Genomic DNA, 18,518 nt, shown 5'->3' with positions numbered 1-18,518 from the left:
ATGACAACATTTACCATCAATAATTTAGTAAGAAAAAATATTCTGCAGCTACAGCCTTATACAAGCTACAGAGATCAGCAAAATCCTGAAAATCCGGTATTGCTGGACGCCAATGAAAGCCCCTTTGGAACGTATAACCGCTATCCGGATTCTACTCAGAAAAAACTTAAAATTAAACTGGCAGAATGCAAAAACATTTCCCCAGACTGTATTGCTGTTGGAAACGGAAGTGACGAACTGATCGATCTGATCATCAGGATTTTTTGTGAGCCTAAAAAAGATTCCATTCTGGTGATGAATCCTTCATTTGCGATGTATGGATTTTATGCCACTGTTAATGAAAACAAAGTGATAAAACTGAATCTTAATGATGATTTTGAAATCAATAAAGAATATTTTTTAGATGAAATAAAAAGCAACTCCTCAAAAGTATTCTTCATCTGTTCGCCTAATAATCCTACAGGAAACAGTGTAGATGATCTGGAATTTTTTATCCGGAATTATAACGGAATTGTCGTAGTGGATGAAGCTTATATTGAATTTTCTGAAAAAGATTCTGCTCTTTCGCTTCTGGAAAAATATCCCAGTCTTATCGTACTTCAGACCTTTTCAAAAGCTTGGGGAATGGCCGGCGCAAGGCTAGGAGTTGCCTATGCTTCCGAAGAGATCATTAACTTAATCAATACCGTAAAAGCACCGTATAATGTCAATAGTATCAGTCAGGAACTGATTCTTAATGCGCTTGACGATCAGGAAATTTTTAATGAAAATCTTAAAAATATTCTTACTGAAAGAGAAAGCCTAGAAAATGAGCTTAAATCTGTTCCATGTGTTATTAAAATATTTCCAACTGATGCCAATTTTTTCCTGATCAGATTTAAAGATGCTGAGACCGTATATCAGACTTTATTAGATGAAAATATTTTCACAAGCAAAAGAACGCCGCAGATTCCGGAATGTATAAGAATCAATGTCGGCAGTCATGATGAAAATCAGAAACTTATTAATGTTTTAAAAAATATTAACTCATGAAAAAAGTATTATTTATAGACCGTGACGGAACGTTGATTATAGAACCGGAAGATTTTCAGATTGATACACTGGAAAAACTTGAATTTTATCCGGATATTTTTCAAAATCTGTCAAAAATTGTCAGAGAACTGGATTATGAATTGGTCATGGTAACCAATCAGGACGGTTTGGGAACAGATAGTTTTCCAGTAGAAGACTTTACGCCTCCGCATGAAAAGATGCTGAAAGCATTTCAAAATGAAGGTATTATATTTCAGGATATTCTAATCGACAAAAGTTTTGAATATGAGAATCTTCCCACCAGGAAACCCGGAACAGGAATGCTGAATCAATACATTTACGGCAATTATGACCTTAAAAATTCTTTTGTTATCGGAGACCGTATCACGGATATCCAATTGGCAAAGAATCTTGGAGCTAAAGCTATTTTCATCAATGATTTGGAAAATAGTGAAGCCGAATTAACGACCACAAAATGGGAAGATATTTATCAGCATTTAAAGCAAATTCCGAGAAAAGCAAAAGTATTTCGTAAAACTAATGAGACCGAAATAGAGATCGAAATTAATCTCGACGGCAAAGGAAAATCTGAGATTTCAACCGGTTTGCATTTCTTTGATCATATGCTGGAACAGATTTCAAAACACGGAAACCTTGATGTAGTGATAAAAGTTAAAGGTGATCTGCAAGTAGATGAACATCACACCATTGAAGACACCGGAATCGTCTTAGGAGAAGCTATTAGTAAAGCCCTCGGAAATAAAAAAGGAATTGAACGATACGGTTTTTTACTTCCTATGGATGATTGCCTGGCGCAGGTGGCTGTAGATTTCGGAGGTCGTCCCTGGCTGATGTGGGATGTGGCATTTAAAAGAGAAAAAATAGGAGATGTTCCTGCTGAAATGTTTTTTCATTTTTTTAAATCTTTAACTGATTCCGCCAAATGCAACCTGAATATCAAAGCAGAAGGAAATAATGAGCATCACAAAATTGAAGCAGTGTTCAAAGCTTTTGCAAAAGCAGTGAAAATGGCGGTGCAGCAGACTGATACCAATTTTAACATTCCATCTACCAAAGGAAGTTTATAATATGATTGCAATTATTAAATACAATGGAGGAAACGTGAATTCCGTCCAAAATGCACTTAACCGCTTGAATGCAGATTCTGTAGTCACAGATGATTTTGAAACCATACGGAATGCCGACAAAGTTATCTTCCCCGGCGTAGGCGAAGCATCATCCACAATGAAACTTCTGAAGGAAAAAGGACTTGATGAGTTGATTCCCAATCTGAAACAACCTGTTTTAGGCATTTGCCTGGGAATGCAATTGATGTGCGGTAGAAATGAGGAAGGCAATACTTCCGGAATGGGAATTTTTGATATTGAAGTTAAAAAATTTCCGCCTCAGGATTTAGTTCCTCACATGGGATGGAATACATTTCATAATGAAAAATCCTTTCTTTTTTCAGGCTTGAGACAGTGGGATGATGTTTATTTCGTTCACAGCTATTATTGTGAATTATCAGATTACACAACTTCGGTTTGTAATTATATTCTGCCTTTCAGCGCTTCTTTACAGAAAGATAATTTCTTCGCAGTACAGTTTCACCCTGAAAAGTCAGGAGCTGCAGGAAATGAAATTTTAATGAATTTTTTAAAATTAAGCTAATGAAAATTATTCCCGCCATAGATATTATCGACGGAAAATGTGTACGGCTCTCGAAAGGAGATTACAGTACACTTAAAATATATAATGAAAATCCGGTTGAAGTTGCTAAAGCATTTGAAGATCACGGAATCAAAAATCTTCATCTCGTGGATCTGGACGGAGCAAAATCAAAGCATATCGTCAATCAAAAAGTCCTTGAAACGATCGCCCGTGAAACTGATCTGAAGATTGATTTCGGTGGGGGACTGAAAACAAAACAGGATATTGAAATCGCTTTTGATTCCGGAGCCAGCCAGATTACAATCGGCAGTATTGCCGTTCAGGATCGGGAGTTTTGTTTTGGTCTTGTCAAACAGTTCGGTTCGGAAAAAATCATTCTGGGAGCCGATTGTGAAAACCGCAAGATAAAAACTTCCGGCTGGCTGGAGAAAAGTAATCTTGATGTGATTGATTTTATCCTTCAATACCAGGAAAAAGGAGTACAAAATGTAATCTGTACCGATATTTCAAAAGACGGAATGCTGGAAGGACCATCTTCCAATTTATATCAGGAAATTTTAAATAATACATCCATTCAGCTGACGGCGAGCGGTGGGATTTCCTGCATGGAAGATCTTTATAAAATGAAAGAAATTGGCTGTTCGGGAACTATTGTCGGAAAAGCGATATATGAAGGGAGAATCAATTTAAATGAACTGCAGAAGTTTATGGAAGTATAAAAGTAAATCATAAAAGTTTATTAATGTTAAAAAAAAGAATTATCCCTTGTCTGGATATCAAAGACGGAACCACAGTGAAAGGAATTAATTTTGAGGGTCTCCGAAATGCCGGAGATCCTGTAGAACTGGCTAAAAAATATGAATATGACGGCGCCGATGAACTGGTATTTCTTGATATCACTGCTACTTTGGAAGAAAGAAAAACTTTTGCGTCGCTCGTTCGTACCATTGCTGCAGAACTCAGCATTCCTTTTACGGTTGGAGGCGGAATTTCCTCGCCGGAGGATGTAAGAATTCTTTTAGAAGCTGGTGCTGATAAGATCAGCATCAATTCATCGGCCGTCAAAAATCCGGCTTTAATTTCTGTTCTAGCTAAAGAATTTGGCAGCCAATGCATTGTTGTAGCTGTAGATACAAGATTTGTAAATAGTTCAGATTGGGTGCATATCAAGGGCGGAAGAGAAATAACCCAACTAAAAACGCTTGATTGGGTTCAACAGGCCGAATCATTGGGCGCCGGAGAAATATTACTGACTTCCATGGACGGAGACGGTACCAAAAACGGTTTTGATCTCAGGATCACCGGAAAGGTTGCAGATCTTATCAATATTCCGGTTATTGCTTCAGGAGGAGCCGGAAAAGTAGAAGATTTTGAGCAGGTTTTTATGGAAACAAAAGCTTCCGGGGCTTTAGCCGCAAGCGTTTTCCATTTTGGAGAAATTGAAATTGAGAGTCTTAAAAGAGAATTAAAATCAAAAAAAATATCTATCCGATGAATATAAATTTTAGCAAAAACAACGACGGTTTAGTCCCTGTTATCATTCAGGACGACAGAACTTTGCAGGTACTTATGCTGGGCTATATGAATGAAGAAGCATTTGAAAAAACTTCACAGGAAAGTATTGTAACATTTTTCAGCCGCTCTAAAAACAGACTTTGGACAAAAGGGGAGGAGTCCGGAAATTTTCTGACAGTAAAAAGTATTGACATCGACTGTGACAATGATACAATTTTAATTAAAGTTATTCCCCAAAATGTAGTCTGCCATAAAGGAAGTTTCAGTTGTTTTGGAGAGAAAGATGCAAAAGGTTTTCTTTACGAACTGGAAACAATGATTAATCAACGTATTGATGAAAAATCAGAAAATTCTTATACGTATTCTTTGTTTCAAAAAGGCATCAATAAAATAGCTCAGAAAGTAGGCGAGGAGGCCGTGGAACTGGTAATCGAAGCGAAAGATAATAATGATGATTTATTTAAAAATGAAGCCGCAGATCTTTTATATCATTATTTAATTTTGCTTAAAGCCAAAGGAATGCAAATGCAGAATATTGAAGAAATATTGGAACAGCGTAATCGATGAATGTTAAAAATCAAATATATGCATTTATTAAACGGTTTCGGCGGGCAAAGCCCGCCGAAACCTCATTTTCTTATATCAAAATTAAATTATTTTCCGATAATGACTTTTCGTACTGCAGTTTTTCCATCTGCTTTTACATTACATAAATAAACACCGTTGGTTAATCCTGAAACATTAATTTTACCCGCATTTTCTTTATTCAAAATTAAACGTCCATTCATATCTGTAATTTCAACCTTAAAACTTTTAATTTCTTTCGGCAATTCAATATTCAGATAATCTTTTGAAGGATTGGGGTAGATTTTTACAGATTCCAGAGAATTTAAAGTTAATTCTTGTGTACCCAATGATACTGTCGTAGCCGTAGCAAAATGCTGTAATGCTCCTACAGCTGCTTTCCCTACATTAAATACGTAAGTCGGATCTACATTGGCAAAAGTATCATTTACCGTATGTTCGTTATAGCTTCTTACGTTTTCGTAAAATCCAGTGATGATATCTCCATTTTGTTCGAATGGGATGTAATCTGAAGAATAAGCATTAGACATAACAGTCTGCAATGGCGAATAGAGCGTGGTGCAGTTAGCCAATTGCTGAGTAAATGCAAGAGATTGGGCATCATTTGTAGTTAAACCAGCCTGATCACTTTCACATTTTATGGCATTATTATTATTTCCAATTTTACCTCCAACCTGATCTATATTGAAAACCAGTCTCACATTTAGCTGTCGGGTATTATTCTGAAAAACGACATTATCCGCATAATGACCGCTTCCTTGTAATCCCTGCTCTTCACCGGAAAAATGAATAAACTTAATGGAATACTCTGTAGGAACATCTTTTAAAATTCTTGCGGCTTCGAGAATAATTGAAGTTCCGCTGCCGTTATCACTCACACCGGGACCTGTAATCGTATCGTAATGTCCGCAAATGATAACATAAATATTAGGATAAAGCGTTCCTGTCTTTGTTATAATTAGATTTTTAGAACTTACATTACCGCCAAATGTGAAAGGATCCTCAGTAATCTGACTTGTAGAATAACCGTACGACTGATATTTTGCTTTAAGCCAGTTTAAGGCATTGGTATTTGCTGCTGACCCGGTAGTTTTCACCCCGAGATTTTCAAAATCCTGAAGAAGAGTGGTAATATTGGTCTGTGAAACCTGATTGGCTCTGTTCTGATAGGCCTGAATAAAACTTTGCCCATTAAATGCCAATGACATTAAAGAGAAAAATAAAACGGTAACTGATTTTTTCACTTGTACAAAAATTAATAAAAGCAAATGTATAAATAAAAAAATCCCGAGCAAAGCCGGGATTTATATTGATAACAAAAATTTTACATTATTTTACTTGATCTACAACTGCTTTGAAAGCTTCAGGGTGATTCATTGCTAAATCTGCTAAAACTTTTCTGTTAAGCTCAATGTTGTTCTTTTTAAGAGCTCCCATAAACTGAGAGTAAGACATTCCCTGCTCTCTTGCACCAGCGTTGATACGCATGATCCAAAGGGCTCTGAAATTTCTCTTTTTCTCTTTTCTACCACGGTAAGCATATTGCATTGCTTTTTCTACCGCGTTTTTAGCTACAGTCCAAACGTTCTTTCTTCTACCGAAAAAACCTTTAGCTTGCTTTAAAATTTTCTTTCTGCGAGCTCTTGAAGCTACGGCATTTACTGATCTTGGCATAATTTAAATTGTTTTTTTGAAAAGGGCGACAATCTGTTTCATTGTACTTGGTTGCTCCGTTTCAGGGTTAAAAATTCTGAATTGTTTAATTCTTATAAACCGAATTAGATTTATAAAAACTACTTGATTGCTAATTGACGTTGAACACTTTTCTCGTCCACTTTAGCAACATAAGAAGTAGTAGTAAGATTTCTCTTCTGCTTAGTTTCTTTCTTAGTTAAGATGTGGCTTTTGTAAGCGTTTTTTCTTTTGATCTTACCAGATCCGGTAAGAGCAAAACGTTTCTTAGCACCTGATTTCGTTTTTAATTTTGGCATTGTCTTGCTTTTTATTGTTTTGTTATCAATACTTTGGTTATCGGCTAAAAGCTTTTGGCAATTAGCTTTTCGCGCGTGTCCCTCGCTCATTCGTTCCGCTTTGCTCCACTCACTCACTCGGGCCGGGCTATTCATTGCAAGTCCTCACTCAGCGCTATTTTCTTCGCTTGTTGCGGGCTTTTCATATTACTATCCCTCACGCAATAATTGCGTCTGCAAAATTACTAAAAATAATGATACAAAAGGAGACTTTCAAAGAAAATCTCCTTTTGTTTATTTTAAATCATTAAATAAAGCATGAACTTTAAAATTAATGATTATAATTATAGATTATTTAGCCGGTTTTTTAGGACTCATCATCATAATCATTCTTTTTCCTTCAAGTTTAGGAAGCTGATCTACTTTTCCTACATGCTCCAGTTCCTGGGCAAGTTTCAAAAGTAGGATTTCTCCCTGGTCCTTAAAGATAATCGAACGTCCTTTAAAAAATACGTAAGTCTTTAATTTTGAACCTTCTTCAAGGAATTTCTCAGCATGCTTCTTCTTAAACTCGTAATCGTGTTCATCAGTCTGAGGTCCGAAACGGATCTCTTTTACAACCACTTTTACCTGCTTGGCTTTCAGTTCCTTCTGTTTTTTCTTTTGCTCATATAAGAACTTTTTATAGTCCAATATCCTCGCAATAAACGGTTCAGCCTTATCGGAAATTACTACCAGATCAAGCTCTTGCTCCTGAGCAATTTGTCTTGCTTTATCTGTAGGATATACTCCCGGCTCTACGTTATCGCCCACCAAACGAAGCTCTCTCACACGAATTTTATCGTTGATCAAGTGTAAGTCCTCCTGTACAGGACGTCTTTGTGGGCCCCTGTTGTTAAATCTTTGTGCTATTGTATTATAATTTTATTGGTTAATTCTAATTTATTAAATATTCAAAATTAAATGATTAAAAGATTATTTTACATGAAGTAATTTTTCAATTTTTAAATCCTTTAATCTTTTAATGATTAAATCGCGGCTTCTTTCTTGAAATAAGAAACGAAATCTTCTAAATTCATCACTCCCAAGTCGCCTTCACCACGTCTGCGTACAGAAATTGTGCCATCCTTCTCTTCATTTTCTCCTACCACCAGCATGAATGGAATTTTATTTAATTCCGCATCACGGATCTTCTTACCGGTCTTTTCATTTCTGTCGTCAATCTGACCGCTAATATCGTGATTTTCTAAGAATTGTGAAACTTTTTTAGAATAATCAACATATTTCTCACTGATTGGTAGAATTATAAACTGATCCGGACTCAGCCATAATGGAAAATCTCCCGCAGTATTTTCAAGCAAAATAGCAATAAAACGTTCAAGAGAGCCAAATGGCGCTCTGTGAATCATTACCGGTCTGTGCTTTTCATTATCATTTCCGATATAGTGAAGATCAAATCTCTCCGGTAAGTTATAATCAACCTGAATGGTTCCAAGCTGCCATTTTCTACCCAAAGCATCTTTTACCATGAAATCCAGTTTCGGACCATAGAATGCGGCCTCACCATATTCAACAACAGTTTTCAGACCTTTGTTTGCTGCTGCTGTGATGATCGCATTTTCTGCTTTTTCCCAGTTCTCATCAGAACCGATATATTTTTCTCTATTATCAGGATCTCTTAATGAAACCTGCGTCATGAAATCTTCAAAACCTAAAGATTTGAAAACGTATAATACAAGATCAATTACCGCCTCAAATTCCCCCAAAAGCTGATCAGGAGTACAGAAAAGGTGAGCATCATCCTGGGTAAATCCACGAACTCTTGTCAGCCCGTGAAGCTCTCCGCTTTGTTCATATCGGTAAACGGTTCCGAATTCTGCGTATCTTTTCGGTAAATCCCTGTAACTCCATTGTGAAGTTTTATAGATTTCACAGTGATGCGGGCAGTTCATCGGCTTCAGCATAAATTCCTCTCCTTCATTCGGCGTTTTTATTGGCTGAAAGCTGTCTGCCCCGTATTTATCCCAGTGTCCGGAAGTTACATACAATTCTTTAGAACCAATATGAGGAGATATTACAAATTCATAACCTCCTTTTTTCTGAGCATCTGAAAGGAAATTTTCCAGTTTTCTTCTCAAAGCAGTTCCTTTTGGCAGCCAAAGCGGCAAACCGGCTCCAACTTTTTCAGAGAAAGCAAAAATTCCCAACTCTTTACCTAATTTTCTGTGATCTCTTCTTTTGGCTTCTTCTAATCTTTCAAGATATTCTGTCAATTCTTTCTGTTTAGGGAAAGAAATACCGTAAACTCTTGTTAATTGAGGATTTTTCTCATTTCCTCTCCAGTAAGCTCCGGCTGCATTTAAAATCTTTACCGCTTTTACAATACTCGTATTCGGAATATGTCCTCCACGACAAAGATCTGTAAAATCGTCATGCGTTACGAAAGTGATTTCTCCGTCGTTAAGATTAGAAATCAGTTCTACTTTATAAGGATTATCTGCATAAACTTTCAATGCTTCCTCCTTAGAAATAGGATATAGTGAGAATGTTGAGCCTTTTTTGGCATTTTCCAATACTTTTTTCTCAATCTTCTCAAAGTCTTTTTCAGATAAAGTTTCGGCACCGAAATCTACATCATAATAGAATCCGTTTTCTATAGCAGGACCGATGGTCAGCTTAGCATCAGGATAAAAATCAAGGATCGCCTGCGCCAAAAGGTGGGCCGAAGAATGCCAGAAAGCCTTCTTTCCAAGATCATCACTCCATGTTAATAGCTGTACCGTAGAATCCGTGGTGATAGGCGTGGTCGTCTCTACTTGTTTGTCATTAACAATTGCGGAAATGGTATTTCTAGCCAATCCCTCGCTTATAGATTTTGCCACGTCTAGCGGAGTAACTCCTGCCTCGAATTCTTTGACGCTATTGTCTGGAAGTGTAATTTTTATCATTGTTTACTAAGAAATTTTTAAGAGGCAAAAATACGAATTTTTTAATTAGTATGCTACATCCGCCCATATTTACAGCGAGATTTAATACTAAAATGAAATAAAAATCGTTTTTACTGTTTGGAAAATATTCAAAACATTGATTACTACGAATTTAACAATTACATTAATTCTTTCTTTTGTATCTCACTTTTTCCTTAATAATCTCAATCACATCCACGTTTCTTAATTTAGATTTTACCCAGCCGTGAATATCTATATACAATAATGACCTTCTGTAATATTCGTTATCAGCAAAAAAGCCCAGTTTTCTATCAAACTTTCTGAAAGATCCCAATTGCTGATCAGGTGCTACATCATTTAAATTTTTGAAAAACTGAATGCTTTCAAAATGAAATTCATCAGGCTTTTTCATCTTTTTTACAAACTTTGAAGTTGCTTTGATAAATTCATCATAGTCTTCATCATTTCCCGACTCATGTTTGGCCATTAAGATCAAAATCCGTGTATGAAACAGCAAATCTTCCTGCACATTGCCCTTTGAATCAATAATCTTTACAGAATATTTTATTGATTCCTTAAACTTTTTACTTCCAAAAAACATGGCGGCCATTTTTAGGTACAAAATCATAAAATGATGCTCATCAATTTTATCACGAAGTTTATCCATTTTCAACTCAATTTCAGGAATCAGTTTTGAGCCGGAAAAGAATTCACCTTTTACAAAGTGAATATTCATTAAAGTATTGTAATGTGTCAGAAAAATAAGAGATTGCAAATTCTCATTTTGAGCAAAACTTGAAGAATGAACTCTTTTATTAAACTCCATGAAACTATTTTCTAAAATATCAATATTTCCATACAGAAAAAGAATTTTCAGGAGATACGTATTTCCTTTGATATACCAAACGGGGTGGCTTATAATCATCTCAGGATTTTTGTGAAATAAATCGACCCATTGAAAAGCGTACTTCAATGTATATTTATATTCCTGAAGCAATTGATTTTTCCAGACATGAGCCTTAAAGTACCATAGCTTCTCAGTAAAATTCAATTTTTCAAAAGCAATTTTCTGAATCTGAGCATTGAAAATCTCCATGATCTCAGCGCGGTCTTCATCATTTTTCACATAGCCGTGCGTCAGCATTTCACTGTATAATTTCAGGGAAAGATTAGACAATTCTGTGGCATAGTGATTTTGCTTGCTGATTTCCGTAGATTGCCTGATCAGCTCATCCGCTCTCCCTTCAATACTTCTTGTAATAAACTGTGATTCAATTACTTTTTCTAAATCTATAATTTCCGAAGCAATTGTTTTTTCGTCAAGTTCTAATGCTGATTGTTTTGTTTTATCTAAAATTTTCAAAGCCTGTTTATAAAGACCTTTCTGGTAGAGAATATTCGCAAAATCCAATTGCTCACGTAGTTGTATTCTGTAGTTTTGATGACTCGGGTTCAGCCTTAAGCTTACCAGAATCTGTTTGTAAAGATGAGCTTTCAGGTTTGACAATTGTTGTTTCGTCGAAATTTTTTTATCAATGATAATATTTTCATCGTATTCCTTCATCTTGTCCATTTCTGAAAAGAGAAGGAGAAATTTTGCATCAACATTAATTCCGAGACGGTTTACATACAGCTTAAATTGCCTTTTTTCTGAAGTCGTCAATGATTTAATCAGTACAAATAAAAAATCTTTATGCAATTCTGCCATTGTAAATTCATGAAATTTAAAATAATGATAATCAGATATTTAAAATTAAAATATAATATTTTGAGTATTGTATTTTTTTAAAACTATGAAAAGAAAAAAACGTTTCAACTCTCTAGTTTTGATTCAAAATTAAGTAAAAAACTTCATTATGAATTCCGAAAAAGTCGAAATTTTTGATACCACGCTGCGTGATGGAGAACAGGTGCCGGGTTGTAAATTGAATACGGAGCAAAAATTAATTATAGCCGAAAAACTGGATGAACTTGGAGTAGATGTTATCGAAGCTGGCTTTCCTATTTCAAGTCCGGGAGATTTTCATTCCGTTTCGGAAATTTCAAAATTAGTGAAAAATGCAAAAGTTTGCGGGCTGACAAGAGCAAATCAGAAAGATATTGAAACCGCGGCGGAAGCTTTAAAATTTGCCAGAAGACCAAGAATCCATACAGGTATCGGAACATCGGATTCTCATATCAGATATAAATTCAATTCCAACAGGGAAGATATTATTGAAAGAGCGGTACAAGCCGTAAAATATGCTAAAACTTTTGTGGAGGATGTAGAATTTTACGCTGAAGACGCCGGAAGAACGGATAATGATTACCTGGCAAAAGTTTGCGAAGCTGTAATTAAAGCAGGCGCTACCGTTTTAAATATTCCTGATACAACAGGATATTGTCTACCCGAAGAATATGGCGCAAAAATAAAATATTTAAAAGAAAATGTAAAAGGTATTGATAAAGCAATTCTTTCCTGTCACTGCCACAACGATTTGGGAATGGCAACTGCTAATTCCATAGCAGGCGTGATCAACGGAGCGAGACAGATCGAATGTACCATCAACGGACTGGGAGAAAGAGCCGGAAATACCGCTTTGGAAGAGGTTGTGATGATTCTCAGACAGCATCCGCATTTACAGCTGCATACTGATGTCAAGTCTAAAATGCTTAATCCTATAAGCATTTTGGTTTCAGAATTGATGGGTATGCCTGTGCAGCCCAATAAAGCCATCGTGGGTGCTAATGCATTCGCGCACAGCTCAGGAATTCATCAGGATGGGGTAATTAAAAATAGGGAGACATACGAAATTATTGATCCGGCAGAGGTTGGTGTAAATGCTTCAACCATTGTATTAACCGCAAGAAGCGGACGTTCTGCTCTGGCTTATCGATTCAAGCATATTGGTTTTGATGTTACCAAAAATGAACTCGACTTTTTGTATGAGGAATTTCTGAAAGTGGCAGATCGTAAGAAAGAAGTTGATAATGACGACTTAAGTTTAATCATCGAAAATGTAACGAGAAAAATAGGATAGAAGGATAGATTTTCTTTTAGATATAATTAAAAATGAATAACGATAAAAAAACACTTTTTGACAAAGTCTGGGATGCACACGTAGTAGAAACAATTCCTGACGGGCCTCAAATTATATACATAGACAAGCATCTGATTCACGAGGTGACGAGTCCGCAAGCTTTTGCAGAGCTGGAATCCAGAAGTCTGGAAGTTTTCAGGCCAAAGCAGATTGTAGCCACGGCAGACCACAATGTTCCGACATGGGATCAGGATAAGCCGATACGCGATGATTCTTCCAGAAATCAGGTTGAACAGCTAACTGAAAATTGTAAAAAAAATAATATTGAATTATATGGTTTAGGCCATCCTTATCAGGGGATTGTTCATATCATTGCTCCGGAGTTAGGCGTTACACAGCCTGGAATGAGCATTGTATGCGGCGACAGTCATACTTCAACACATGGCGCTTTCGGATCTATTGCTTTCGGAATCGGAACAAGCCAGGTCGCACAGGTTTTTGCAAGTCAGTGTTTATTGCTGAACAAACCTAAATCTATGAGAATTACAGTAAATGGTCAGTTAAATAAAAACGTTCAGCCAAAAGACGTGATTTTATACATTATTTCTAAAGTCGGAACCGATGGCGGAACAGGGTATTTCTGCGAATATTCCGGAAATGTCTTTGAAGAAATGTCGATGGAAGGCAGAATGACGGTTTGCAATATGAGCATTGAAATGGGCGCCCGCGGCGGAATGATCGCTCCTGATGAAACGACATTTAATTATGTAAAAGGAAGAACCTTCGCACCAAAAGGTGAAGAATGGGAAGAGAAATTAGATTACTGGAAAACTTTGAAAACGGATGACGACGCAACTTTTGATGCAGAATTTTCTTTCGATGCGTCCGAAATTTATCCGATGGTTACATACGGTACCAATCCGGGAATGGGAATTTCCATCAGACAAAATATTCCGAATCCGCAAAATGATTCTGAGGAAAAAGCATTGAAATATATGGGATTAAAAGCCGGACAGGCACTTTCTGATATCAAGGTGAATTATGTTTTTATCGGAAGCTGTACCAATGCAAGAATTGAAGATTTCCGGTCTGCGGCAAATTATATTAAAGGAAAAAGAAAATCAGAGCATGTACAGGCTTTAATTGTTCCGGGTTCACAACAGGTGGTAAAACAGATTTTTGAAGAAGGTCTGGATACTATTTTTAATGAAGCCGGGTTTCAGATCAGGCAGCCGGGATGTTCCGCATGTCTGGCGATGAATGACGATAAAATTCCGGAAGGTGAATATTGCGTATCGACTTCCAACAGGAATTTTGAAGGAAGACAGGGACAAGGTGCAAGAACAATTCTGGCAAGTCCGTTGACAGCGGCTAAAGTTGCCGTTGAAGGGAAAATTTCGGTTTTTGAAAACTGATTTAAAGGTGAATTTTTTTAAAATCAATAGTTAATCGTGAATATTCAGTATGAAATAAATTGATCACTCACTTACGAAGTTAAATTCACTTTTCACATTAATAATTTAGATAAAAATGCAAAAATTAATCACAATAAAATCCACGGCGATTCCTTTGCCGGTAGAAAATATAGATACAGATCAGATTATTCCGGCCAGATTTTTAAAAAGTATTGATAAAAAAGGGTTTGGAGATCATCTTTTCCGAGACTGGAGATACAATGTTCATACAAATGAGCCGAATCCCGATTTTGTTCTGAATAATCCAAAATACAGCGGTGAGATTCTGGTTGCAGGAAATAATTTCGGTTGCGGAAGCAGTCGTGAGCACGCGGCGTGGTCTTTAACGGATTATGGTTTTAAAGTTGTTGTTTCCAGCTTTTTTGCAGATATTTTTAAAGGAAATGCTTTAAATAACGGGTTGCTGCCTGTAAAAATTTCCGAAAGTTTTTTAAAAGAAATTTTAGCGGATATTACTGAAAATCCTGAAAAAGAAATATTAGTAGATGTTGAAAAGCAAACGATTACTTTTAACGATAAAACAGAAAGTTTTGAAATTGATTCTTACAAAAAAATATGCCTGATGAATGGTTACGATGATATTGACTTTTTAATCAGCAGAAAGAAGTCAATCACAGAATTTGAATTAAAAACACAAAAAGTTTATGAAAACTAACTTTAAAATTGTAGTTCTTCCGGGAGACGGAATCGGGCCGGAAGTAGTAGCGGAAAGCATTAAAATTCTGGATGCAATTGCTGAAGCTTTTCATTATCAGTTTGAATTTAAATATGGGTTGATGGGCGCCGAAGCGATTTATAAAACAGGAAATCCTTTACCGGATGAAACACTGGATATTTGTAAGGAATCAGATGCAGTACTTTTCGGTGCCATCGGAGATCCTTCTTTTGACAATAATCCTGATGCAAAAGTACGCCCCGAACAAGGCTTGCTGAAACTCCGTAAAGAGCTCGGGCTTTTTGCAAACATCAGACCGTTGAAAACTTATAGTTCCTTAATTGAGAAAAGTCCTTTAAAAAAAGAAATCATTGAAGGAACTGATATTCAGATTTTCAGGGAGTTGGTGAGCGGAATTTATTTTGGTGAAAAATTCACGGATGAAGAAGCCGGATATGCTTACGATATTTGTAAATATAACCGTGATGAAATTGCTCCGATCGTTCACATGGCTTTTCAGGAAGCACAGAAGCGTAGAAAAAAATTAACGCTAATCGATAAAGCCAACGTATTAGATACTTCCAGGCTGTGGAGAAAAATATGCAAAGAAATTGCGGCAGAATATCCCGATGTAGAACTGGATTTTATGTTTGTTGATAATGCTGCCATGCAATTGATTTTAAATCCAAAACAGTTTGACGTTATTGTAACAGAAAATATGTTCGGAGATATCATTTCGGATGAAGCGAGTGTGATCGGTGGTTCAATCGGATTGCTTCCTTCAGCTTCGATAGGTAATGGTAATGCTTTATTTGAGCCTATTCACGGGTCTTATCCACAGGCGAAAGGAAAAGGAATCGCCAACCCGATTGCTTCCATTCTGAGTACGGCGATGATGCTTGATTATTTAAAGCTGGAACAGGCAGCGGAAAAATTAAGACAGTCTGTAGAACACGCTATTGAAAATAAATATGTAACGGTAGATCTGAATGCTGAACAACCTTATTCTACGAGTGAAGTGGGAAGTTTTATTGCAGATTTTATTAAATATTCCGAGAAATCTTATTACAACTTTGAAAATGTAAAGCTCGGAAAATCTACCATTGTCTAATATGAATTTCGCTTCGCTGCAATTAGATAAGTAGTAAAGAGTCCATAAATTCATACGGCGGAGCGATTTTCTTACGGTTTGATTTTTATTTGTATATTTTTTTTCTGAAAAAGGTTCCGCTTCTTTTGAAGCAGAACCTTTTTATTATTCTTCAGTATTATCCGTCTTTCCTGATTTATTGTTGTTTGAAGATTTCTGAACATCTTCTTTATCTACATCAGACGGATTTGTCTTTTTTGATGATGCAGGAATATTCGGGAAATCCTGATTTTGTTTTTTTGTTTCTGCGGAGTTTGCAGATTCCTGCTTTTTGTCTTTTTCTTGCGGTTCCATAGCTTTTTTACGTTTTACAATTTTAAAATACCCAGCTTTCCTGTCTGGTCTTCTATCTTGTAATCCAAAGCCTTTGCCAAAACAAAAATAGTATTAAGATTTTCCATTAATTGCTGACGGCCTTCATTTCTCAGCCTGTTCTGATCGATTGAATTAATTGCGGTAGTTTTGGCTTTCTGTGTTACATTTTTAATATCCTTTTCAGAAATCCTGTTAAAGAAAGAATCATCAAGTGACTGGATTTCAACACTTGGGGTAATTCTTATTTCCGCTTCCGGCAATTCTGTAATAATGAGTTTTTTATTGACAGAATCAACCTCAATTTTCATTTTATTAAGATCATAAGAAACCTGCGCATTGGTTTTGGTATAGGTAATAATACTGTTGCTGGACATTTCTTTTCCGAAAAACTCATAGCCCATCTTTGTTTTCTGCATTGATGAAGTATTCTGCTCAAGAACGACCATTTTATTCATCTTTGAAATCTGGTTGGTCAGAATATAATAATCTGATTTTTCAGTTTTCTCCGCAGGATTGAAGCAGGATTTAAAGCTGAAAAACAGGATAACCATTAAAACAGCTCCTGCCAGAAACGGTAGTATTATTTTTAGATTTCTCAAAATTTATTTATTAAAAATTTCTTTGATTACTGATGTATCATCTTTTTTTAATATCTGAACCAAATCTCTTTCGATGTATCCTGTAGTAGGCATTTCTATGATTCTCCCGATTTCTTTACCATATCTTTCTAAGATGATCGTAGGAACTTTCTGAATATTATAGCGTGCTTCATCTCCTGTTGGCGATTCTTTTTTGCGATTAACGGCAATGATCGTGAGCTTACTTTCAGGATATTTCACTTCCTCCAGGATTTTCATCAGTCTTGGGAAATCTCTGTGGCTGTCTTCGCACCAGGTTCCCATAAAAACAACAATATTGTAACTGTTAATTTTATCTTTTTTAAGTTCGCTGATGGCTTTCTGATCCATTGCATATTCGTCATGCTCTTTTACATACCAGTCGGCATAAGGAGCTTCGAGAAATTTTTCTTTAAGTTGGTTTCCTAAAAGCATTTTGCCATCGCTGGTAGTTTCCACTTCACGGCCCACTACTACTTTTTGTGCAGTAAGTTGTTGATTTGCCATTAATAAAGCGGAAGCGGCAACAAGATTTGTAATAATTTTTTTCATGCTATTTTTCAATAATGGTCTTTAAATCTGCAGGGGAGTAATATTTGTTCTTCAGAACTTTATGATCTGCTTTTCTGTAAACATTAAACTTTTCACCAGATTTTTCATAAAAAGATTCTACGTCTTTTTCTTTGTAAAATTCAACGGTTTCCTGTGCCTGTTCTTCATTATCACACGCTTTCGACATATTGGATCGCTGAACTTCGTTGAACAGTTCTACAAATTTACTGCCAAGTCCGAATTCGAGAACAGCACCGCTTAAAACATACTGCAAATCACACAATGCATCGGCAATTTCCACGATATTATTGTCGGCAATAGCCTGCTTTAATTCGTTCAGTTCTTCCTGCAAAAGTTCTACCCTCAAATTACATCTTTCCGGTGAAGGAATCTGCGGAGTTTCTAAAATGGGTGCTTTAAAAGTGGTGTGGAATTCTGCTACCTGGTTCAGACTATCAATTTTATCCATGAATATTTTTTATTTACGCAAATATAAAAATAAGGTTTCATAAATCAGGATTTGAGACTTAGGTTTTATTTAAATTTAGGTAAGTATATACAAGTTTACCGCAAATAAAAATGAGAAGTAATTTTGTAAGTTTAAAACAACCACTGGGTCATCTTCGGTACTTGCTCACTCATCGATTAGACATTAGATGGAAAGCCTTTTAGAATATCTTGAAGTAAACTCAAAAAAAGAGGCTGTCTCGCTTTTGAGACAGCCTCTTTTTTATTCAGCTTATTTTATGCACACATTTGGCTATCTGGTATACATTGATAGGGTTTTCCTTTGATACAGCATTTTCTATATCCTTGAAAACAATCTTGAATGCATGTTTCAATTCCTCCGTGAATTCCTTTTAATCCAGATCTTGTAATTTTTTTTAAATTTTCCATAATGTTGATTATTAGTATTTTATGTTATGGTGAATTTAAACAAATATTTTGAATAATACAAGAATGTTTAGTTTTAATTACTTAATTTCACTTAATTTGAATCTTATGCTTATGAA

At 36.0% G+C, this 18,518-nt stretch carries 21 protein-coding genes; 10 read left to right on the top strand and 11 right to left on the bottom strand.

Annotated elements, in window-relative coordinates:
- Genes hisC through hisIE form a run of 6 tightly spaced genes read left to right on the top strand, consistent with a single transcriptional unit; the run spans position 1 to position 4,785 of the window.
- Entirely contained in the window at positions 1-1,032 is a 1,032-nt protein-coding gene (gene hisC / locus ACWNCI_RS04790) for a histidinol-phosphate transaminase (protein WP_449387384.1), read from the top strand.
- A complete protein-coding gene (gene hisB / locus ACWNCI_RS04785; protein WP_449387383.1) occupies positions 1,029-2,120 on the top strand; it encodes a bifunctional histidinol-phosphatase/imidazoleglycerol-phosphate dehydratase HisB in 1,092 nt (363 codons plus the stop codon). The genes hisC and hisB overlap by 4 nt, the downstream gene beginning before the upstream one ends.
- 1 nt (position 2,121) lies before the next feature.
- Entirely contained in the window at positions 2,122-2,703 is a 582-nt protein-coding gene (gene hisH / locus ACWNCI_RS04780) for an imidazole glycerol phosphate synthase subunit HisH (protein WP_449387382.1), read from the top strand.
- On the top strand, positions 2,703-3,422 hold the full coding sequence (gene hisA / locus ACWNCI_RS04775; protein WP_449387381.1) for a 1-(5-phosphoribosyl)-5-[(5-phosphoribosylamino)methylideneamino]imidazole-4-carboxamide isomerase: 720 nt from the start codon (positions 2,703-2,705) through the stop codon (positions 3,420-3,422). Before hisH ends, hisA begins: the two co-directional genes overlap by 1 nt.
- 23 nt (positions 3,423-3,445) lie before the next feature.
- Positions 3,446-4,198 carry an imidazole glycerol phosphate synthase subunit HisF gene (hisF, locus tag ACWNCI_RS04770; RefSeq protein WP_449387380.1) on the top strand — a complete coding sequence of 251 codons (753 nt, stop codon included), beginning with the start codon at positions 3,446-3,448 and terminating at the stop codon, positions 4,196-4,198.
- Positions 4,195-4,785, top strand: a complete 591-nt coding sequence (hisIE, locus tag ACWNCI_RS04765) for a bifunctional phosphoribosyl-AMP cyclohydrolase/phosphoribosyl-ATP diphosphatase HisIE (RefSeq protein WP_449387379.1) — start codon at positions 4,195-4,197, stop codon at positions 4,783-4,785. Before hisF ends, hisIE begins: the two co-directional genes overlap by 4 nt.
- Before the next feature lie 86 nt (positions 4,786-4,871).
- Here hisIE and ACWNCI_RS04760 read toward each other — a convergent pair whose 3' ends face one another.
- The 6 genes from ACWNCI_RS04760 to ACWNCI_RS04735 all read right to left on the bottom strand — a co-directional run bounded on the left by ACWNCI_RS04760 (position 4,872) and on the right by ACWNCI_RS04735 (position 11,429).
- Positions 4,872-6,047 carry a M28 family peptidase gene (locus ACWNCI_RS04760; protein ID WP_449387378.1) on the bottom strand — a complete coding sequence of 392 codons (1,176 nt, stop codon included), beginning with the start codon at positions 6,045-6,047 and terminating at the stop codon, positions 4,872-4,874.
- A gap of 85 nt (positions 6,048-6,132) precedes the next feature.
- The gene (rplT, locus tag ACWNCI_RS04755; RefSeq protein WP_346985375.1) at positions 6,133-6,477 is read right to left on the bottom strand and encodes a 50S ribosomal protein L20; all 345 of its coding nucleotides are present in this window, start codon (positions 6,475-6,477) and stop codon (positions 6,133-6,135) included.
- A gap of 119 nt (positions 6,478-6,596) precedes the next feature.
- A complete protein-coding gene (rpmI, locus tag ACWNCI_RS04750) occupies positions 6,597-6,794 on the bottom strand; it encodes a 50S ribosomal protein L35 (RefSeq protein WP_002979658.1) in 198 nt (65 codons plus the stop codon).
- Positions 6,795-7,124: 330 nt separating this feature from the next.
- Positions 7,125-7,625: a translation initiation factor IF-3 gene (infC, locus tag ACWNCI_RS04745; protein WP_175608770.1), complete on the bottom strand. Its 501-nt coding sequence runs from the start codon at positions 7,623-7,625 to the stop codon at positions 7,125-7,127.
- A gap of 176 nt (positions 7,626-7,801) precedes the next feature.
- Positions 7,802-9,721, bottom strand: a complete 1,920-nt coding sequence (thrS, locus tag ACWNCI_RS04740) for a threonine--tRNA ligase (protein WP_449387377.1) — start codon at positions 9,719-9,721, stop codon at positions 7,802-7,804.
- Between the two features lie 163 nt (positions 9,722-9,884).
- Complete coding sequence (locus ACWNCI_RS04735) at positions 9,885-11,429, bottom strand: hypothetical protein (RefSeq protein ID WP_449387376.1); 1,545 nt, start codon at positions 11,427-11,429, stop codon at positions 9,885-9,887.
- Positions 11,430-11,577: 148 nt separating this feature from the next.
- Between ACWNCI_RS04735 and ACWNCI_RS04730 the strand changes: the two genes are divergently transcribed.
- From ACWNCI_RS04730 to leuB, 4 genes are all read left to right on the top strand, one after another.
- A complete protein-coding gene (locus ACWNCI_RS04730) occupies positions 11,578-12,741 on the top strand; it encodes a 2-isopropylmalate synthase (RefSeq protein WP_449387375.1) in 1,164 nt (387 codons plus the stop codon).
- A gap of 32 nt (positions 12,742-12,773) precedes the next feature.
- On the top strand, positions 12,774-14,156 hold the full coding sequence (gene leuC, locus ACWNCI_RS04725) for a 3-isopropylmalate dehydratase large subunit (RefSeq protein ID WP_449387374.1): 1,383 nt from the start codon (positions 12,774-12,776) through the stop codon (positions 14,154-14,156).
- 115 nt (positions 14,157-14,271) lie between these two features.
- Entirely contained in the window at positions 14,272-14,871 is a 600-nt protein-coding gene (gene leuD, locus ACWNCI_RS04720) for a 3-isopropylmalate dehydratase small subunit (RefSeq protein ID WP_346985378.1), read from the top strand.
- Positions 14,861-15,982 carry a 3-isopropylmalate dehydrogenase gene (gene leuB / locus ACWNCI_RS04715; protein ID WP_449387373.1) on the top strand — a complete coding sequence of 374 codons (1,122 nt, stop codon included), beginning with the start codon at positions 14,861-14,863 and terminating at the stop codon, positions 15,980-15,982. Before leuD ends, leuB begins: the two co-directional genes overlap by 11 nt.
- A 144-nt stretch (positions 15,983-16,126) precedes the next feature.
- Here the strand turns inward: leuB and ACWNCI_RS04710 are convergent, their stop codons facing one another.
- From ACWNCI_RS04710 to ACWNCI_RS04690, 5 genes are all read right to left on the bottom strand, one after another.
- Positions 16,127-16,315 carry a hypothetical protein gene (locus tag ACWNCI_RS04710; RefSeq protein WP_346985380.1) on the bottom strand — a complete coding sequence of 63 codons (189 nt, stop codon included), beginning with the start codon at positions 16,313-16,315 and terminating at the stop codon, positions 16,127-16,129.
- Positions 16,316-16,329: 14 nt separating this feature from the next.
- Complete coding sequence (locus tag ACWNCI_RS04705; RefSeq protein ID WP_449387372.1) at positions 16,330-16,935, bottom strand: DUF4230 domain-containing protein; 606 nt, start codon at positions 16,933-16,935, stop codon at positions 16,330-16,332.
- Positions 16,936-16,938: 3 nt separating this feature from the next.
- On the bottom strand, positions 16,939-17,505 hold the full coding sequence (locus tag ACWNCI_RS04700) for a TlpA family protein disulfide reductase (protein ID WP_449387371.1): 567 nt from the start codon (positions 17,503-17,505) through the stop codon (positions 16,939-16,941).
- Between the two features lies 1 nt (position 17,506).
- Positions 17,507-17,974 (bottom strand): pyrophosphohydrolase domain-containing protein, encoded by a 468-nt coding sequence (locus ACWNCI_RS04695; protein ID WP_042723091.1) that lies wholly within the window; start codon positions 17,972-17,974, stop codon positions 17,507-17,509.
- 275 nt (positions 17,975-18,249) lie between these two features.
- On the bottom strand, positions 18,250-18,402 hold the full coding sequence (locus ACWNCI_RS04690) for a bacteriocin-like protein (protein ID WP_449387370.1): 153 nt from the start codon (positions 18,400-18,402) through the stop codon (positions 18,250-18,252).
- Between the last annotated feature and the right edge of the window lie 116 nt (positions 18,403-18,518).

The sequence above is a fragment of the Chryseobacterium lineare genome (assembly GCF_977014045.1).
The sequence above is the reverse complement of the archived record's forward strand: the minus strand, read 5'-3'. Positions and strand labels throughout refer to the sequence as shown.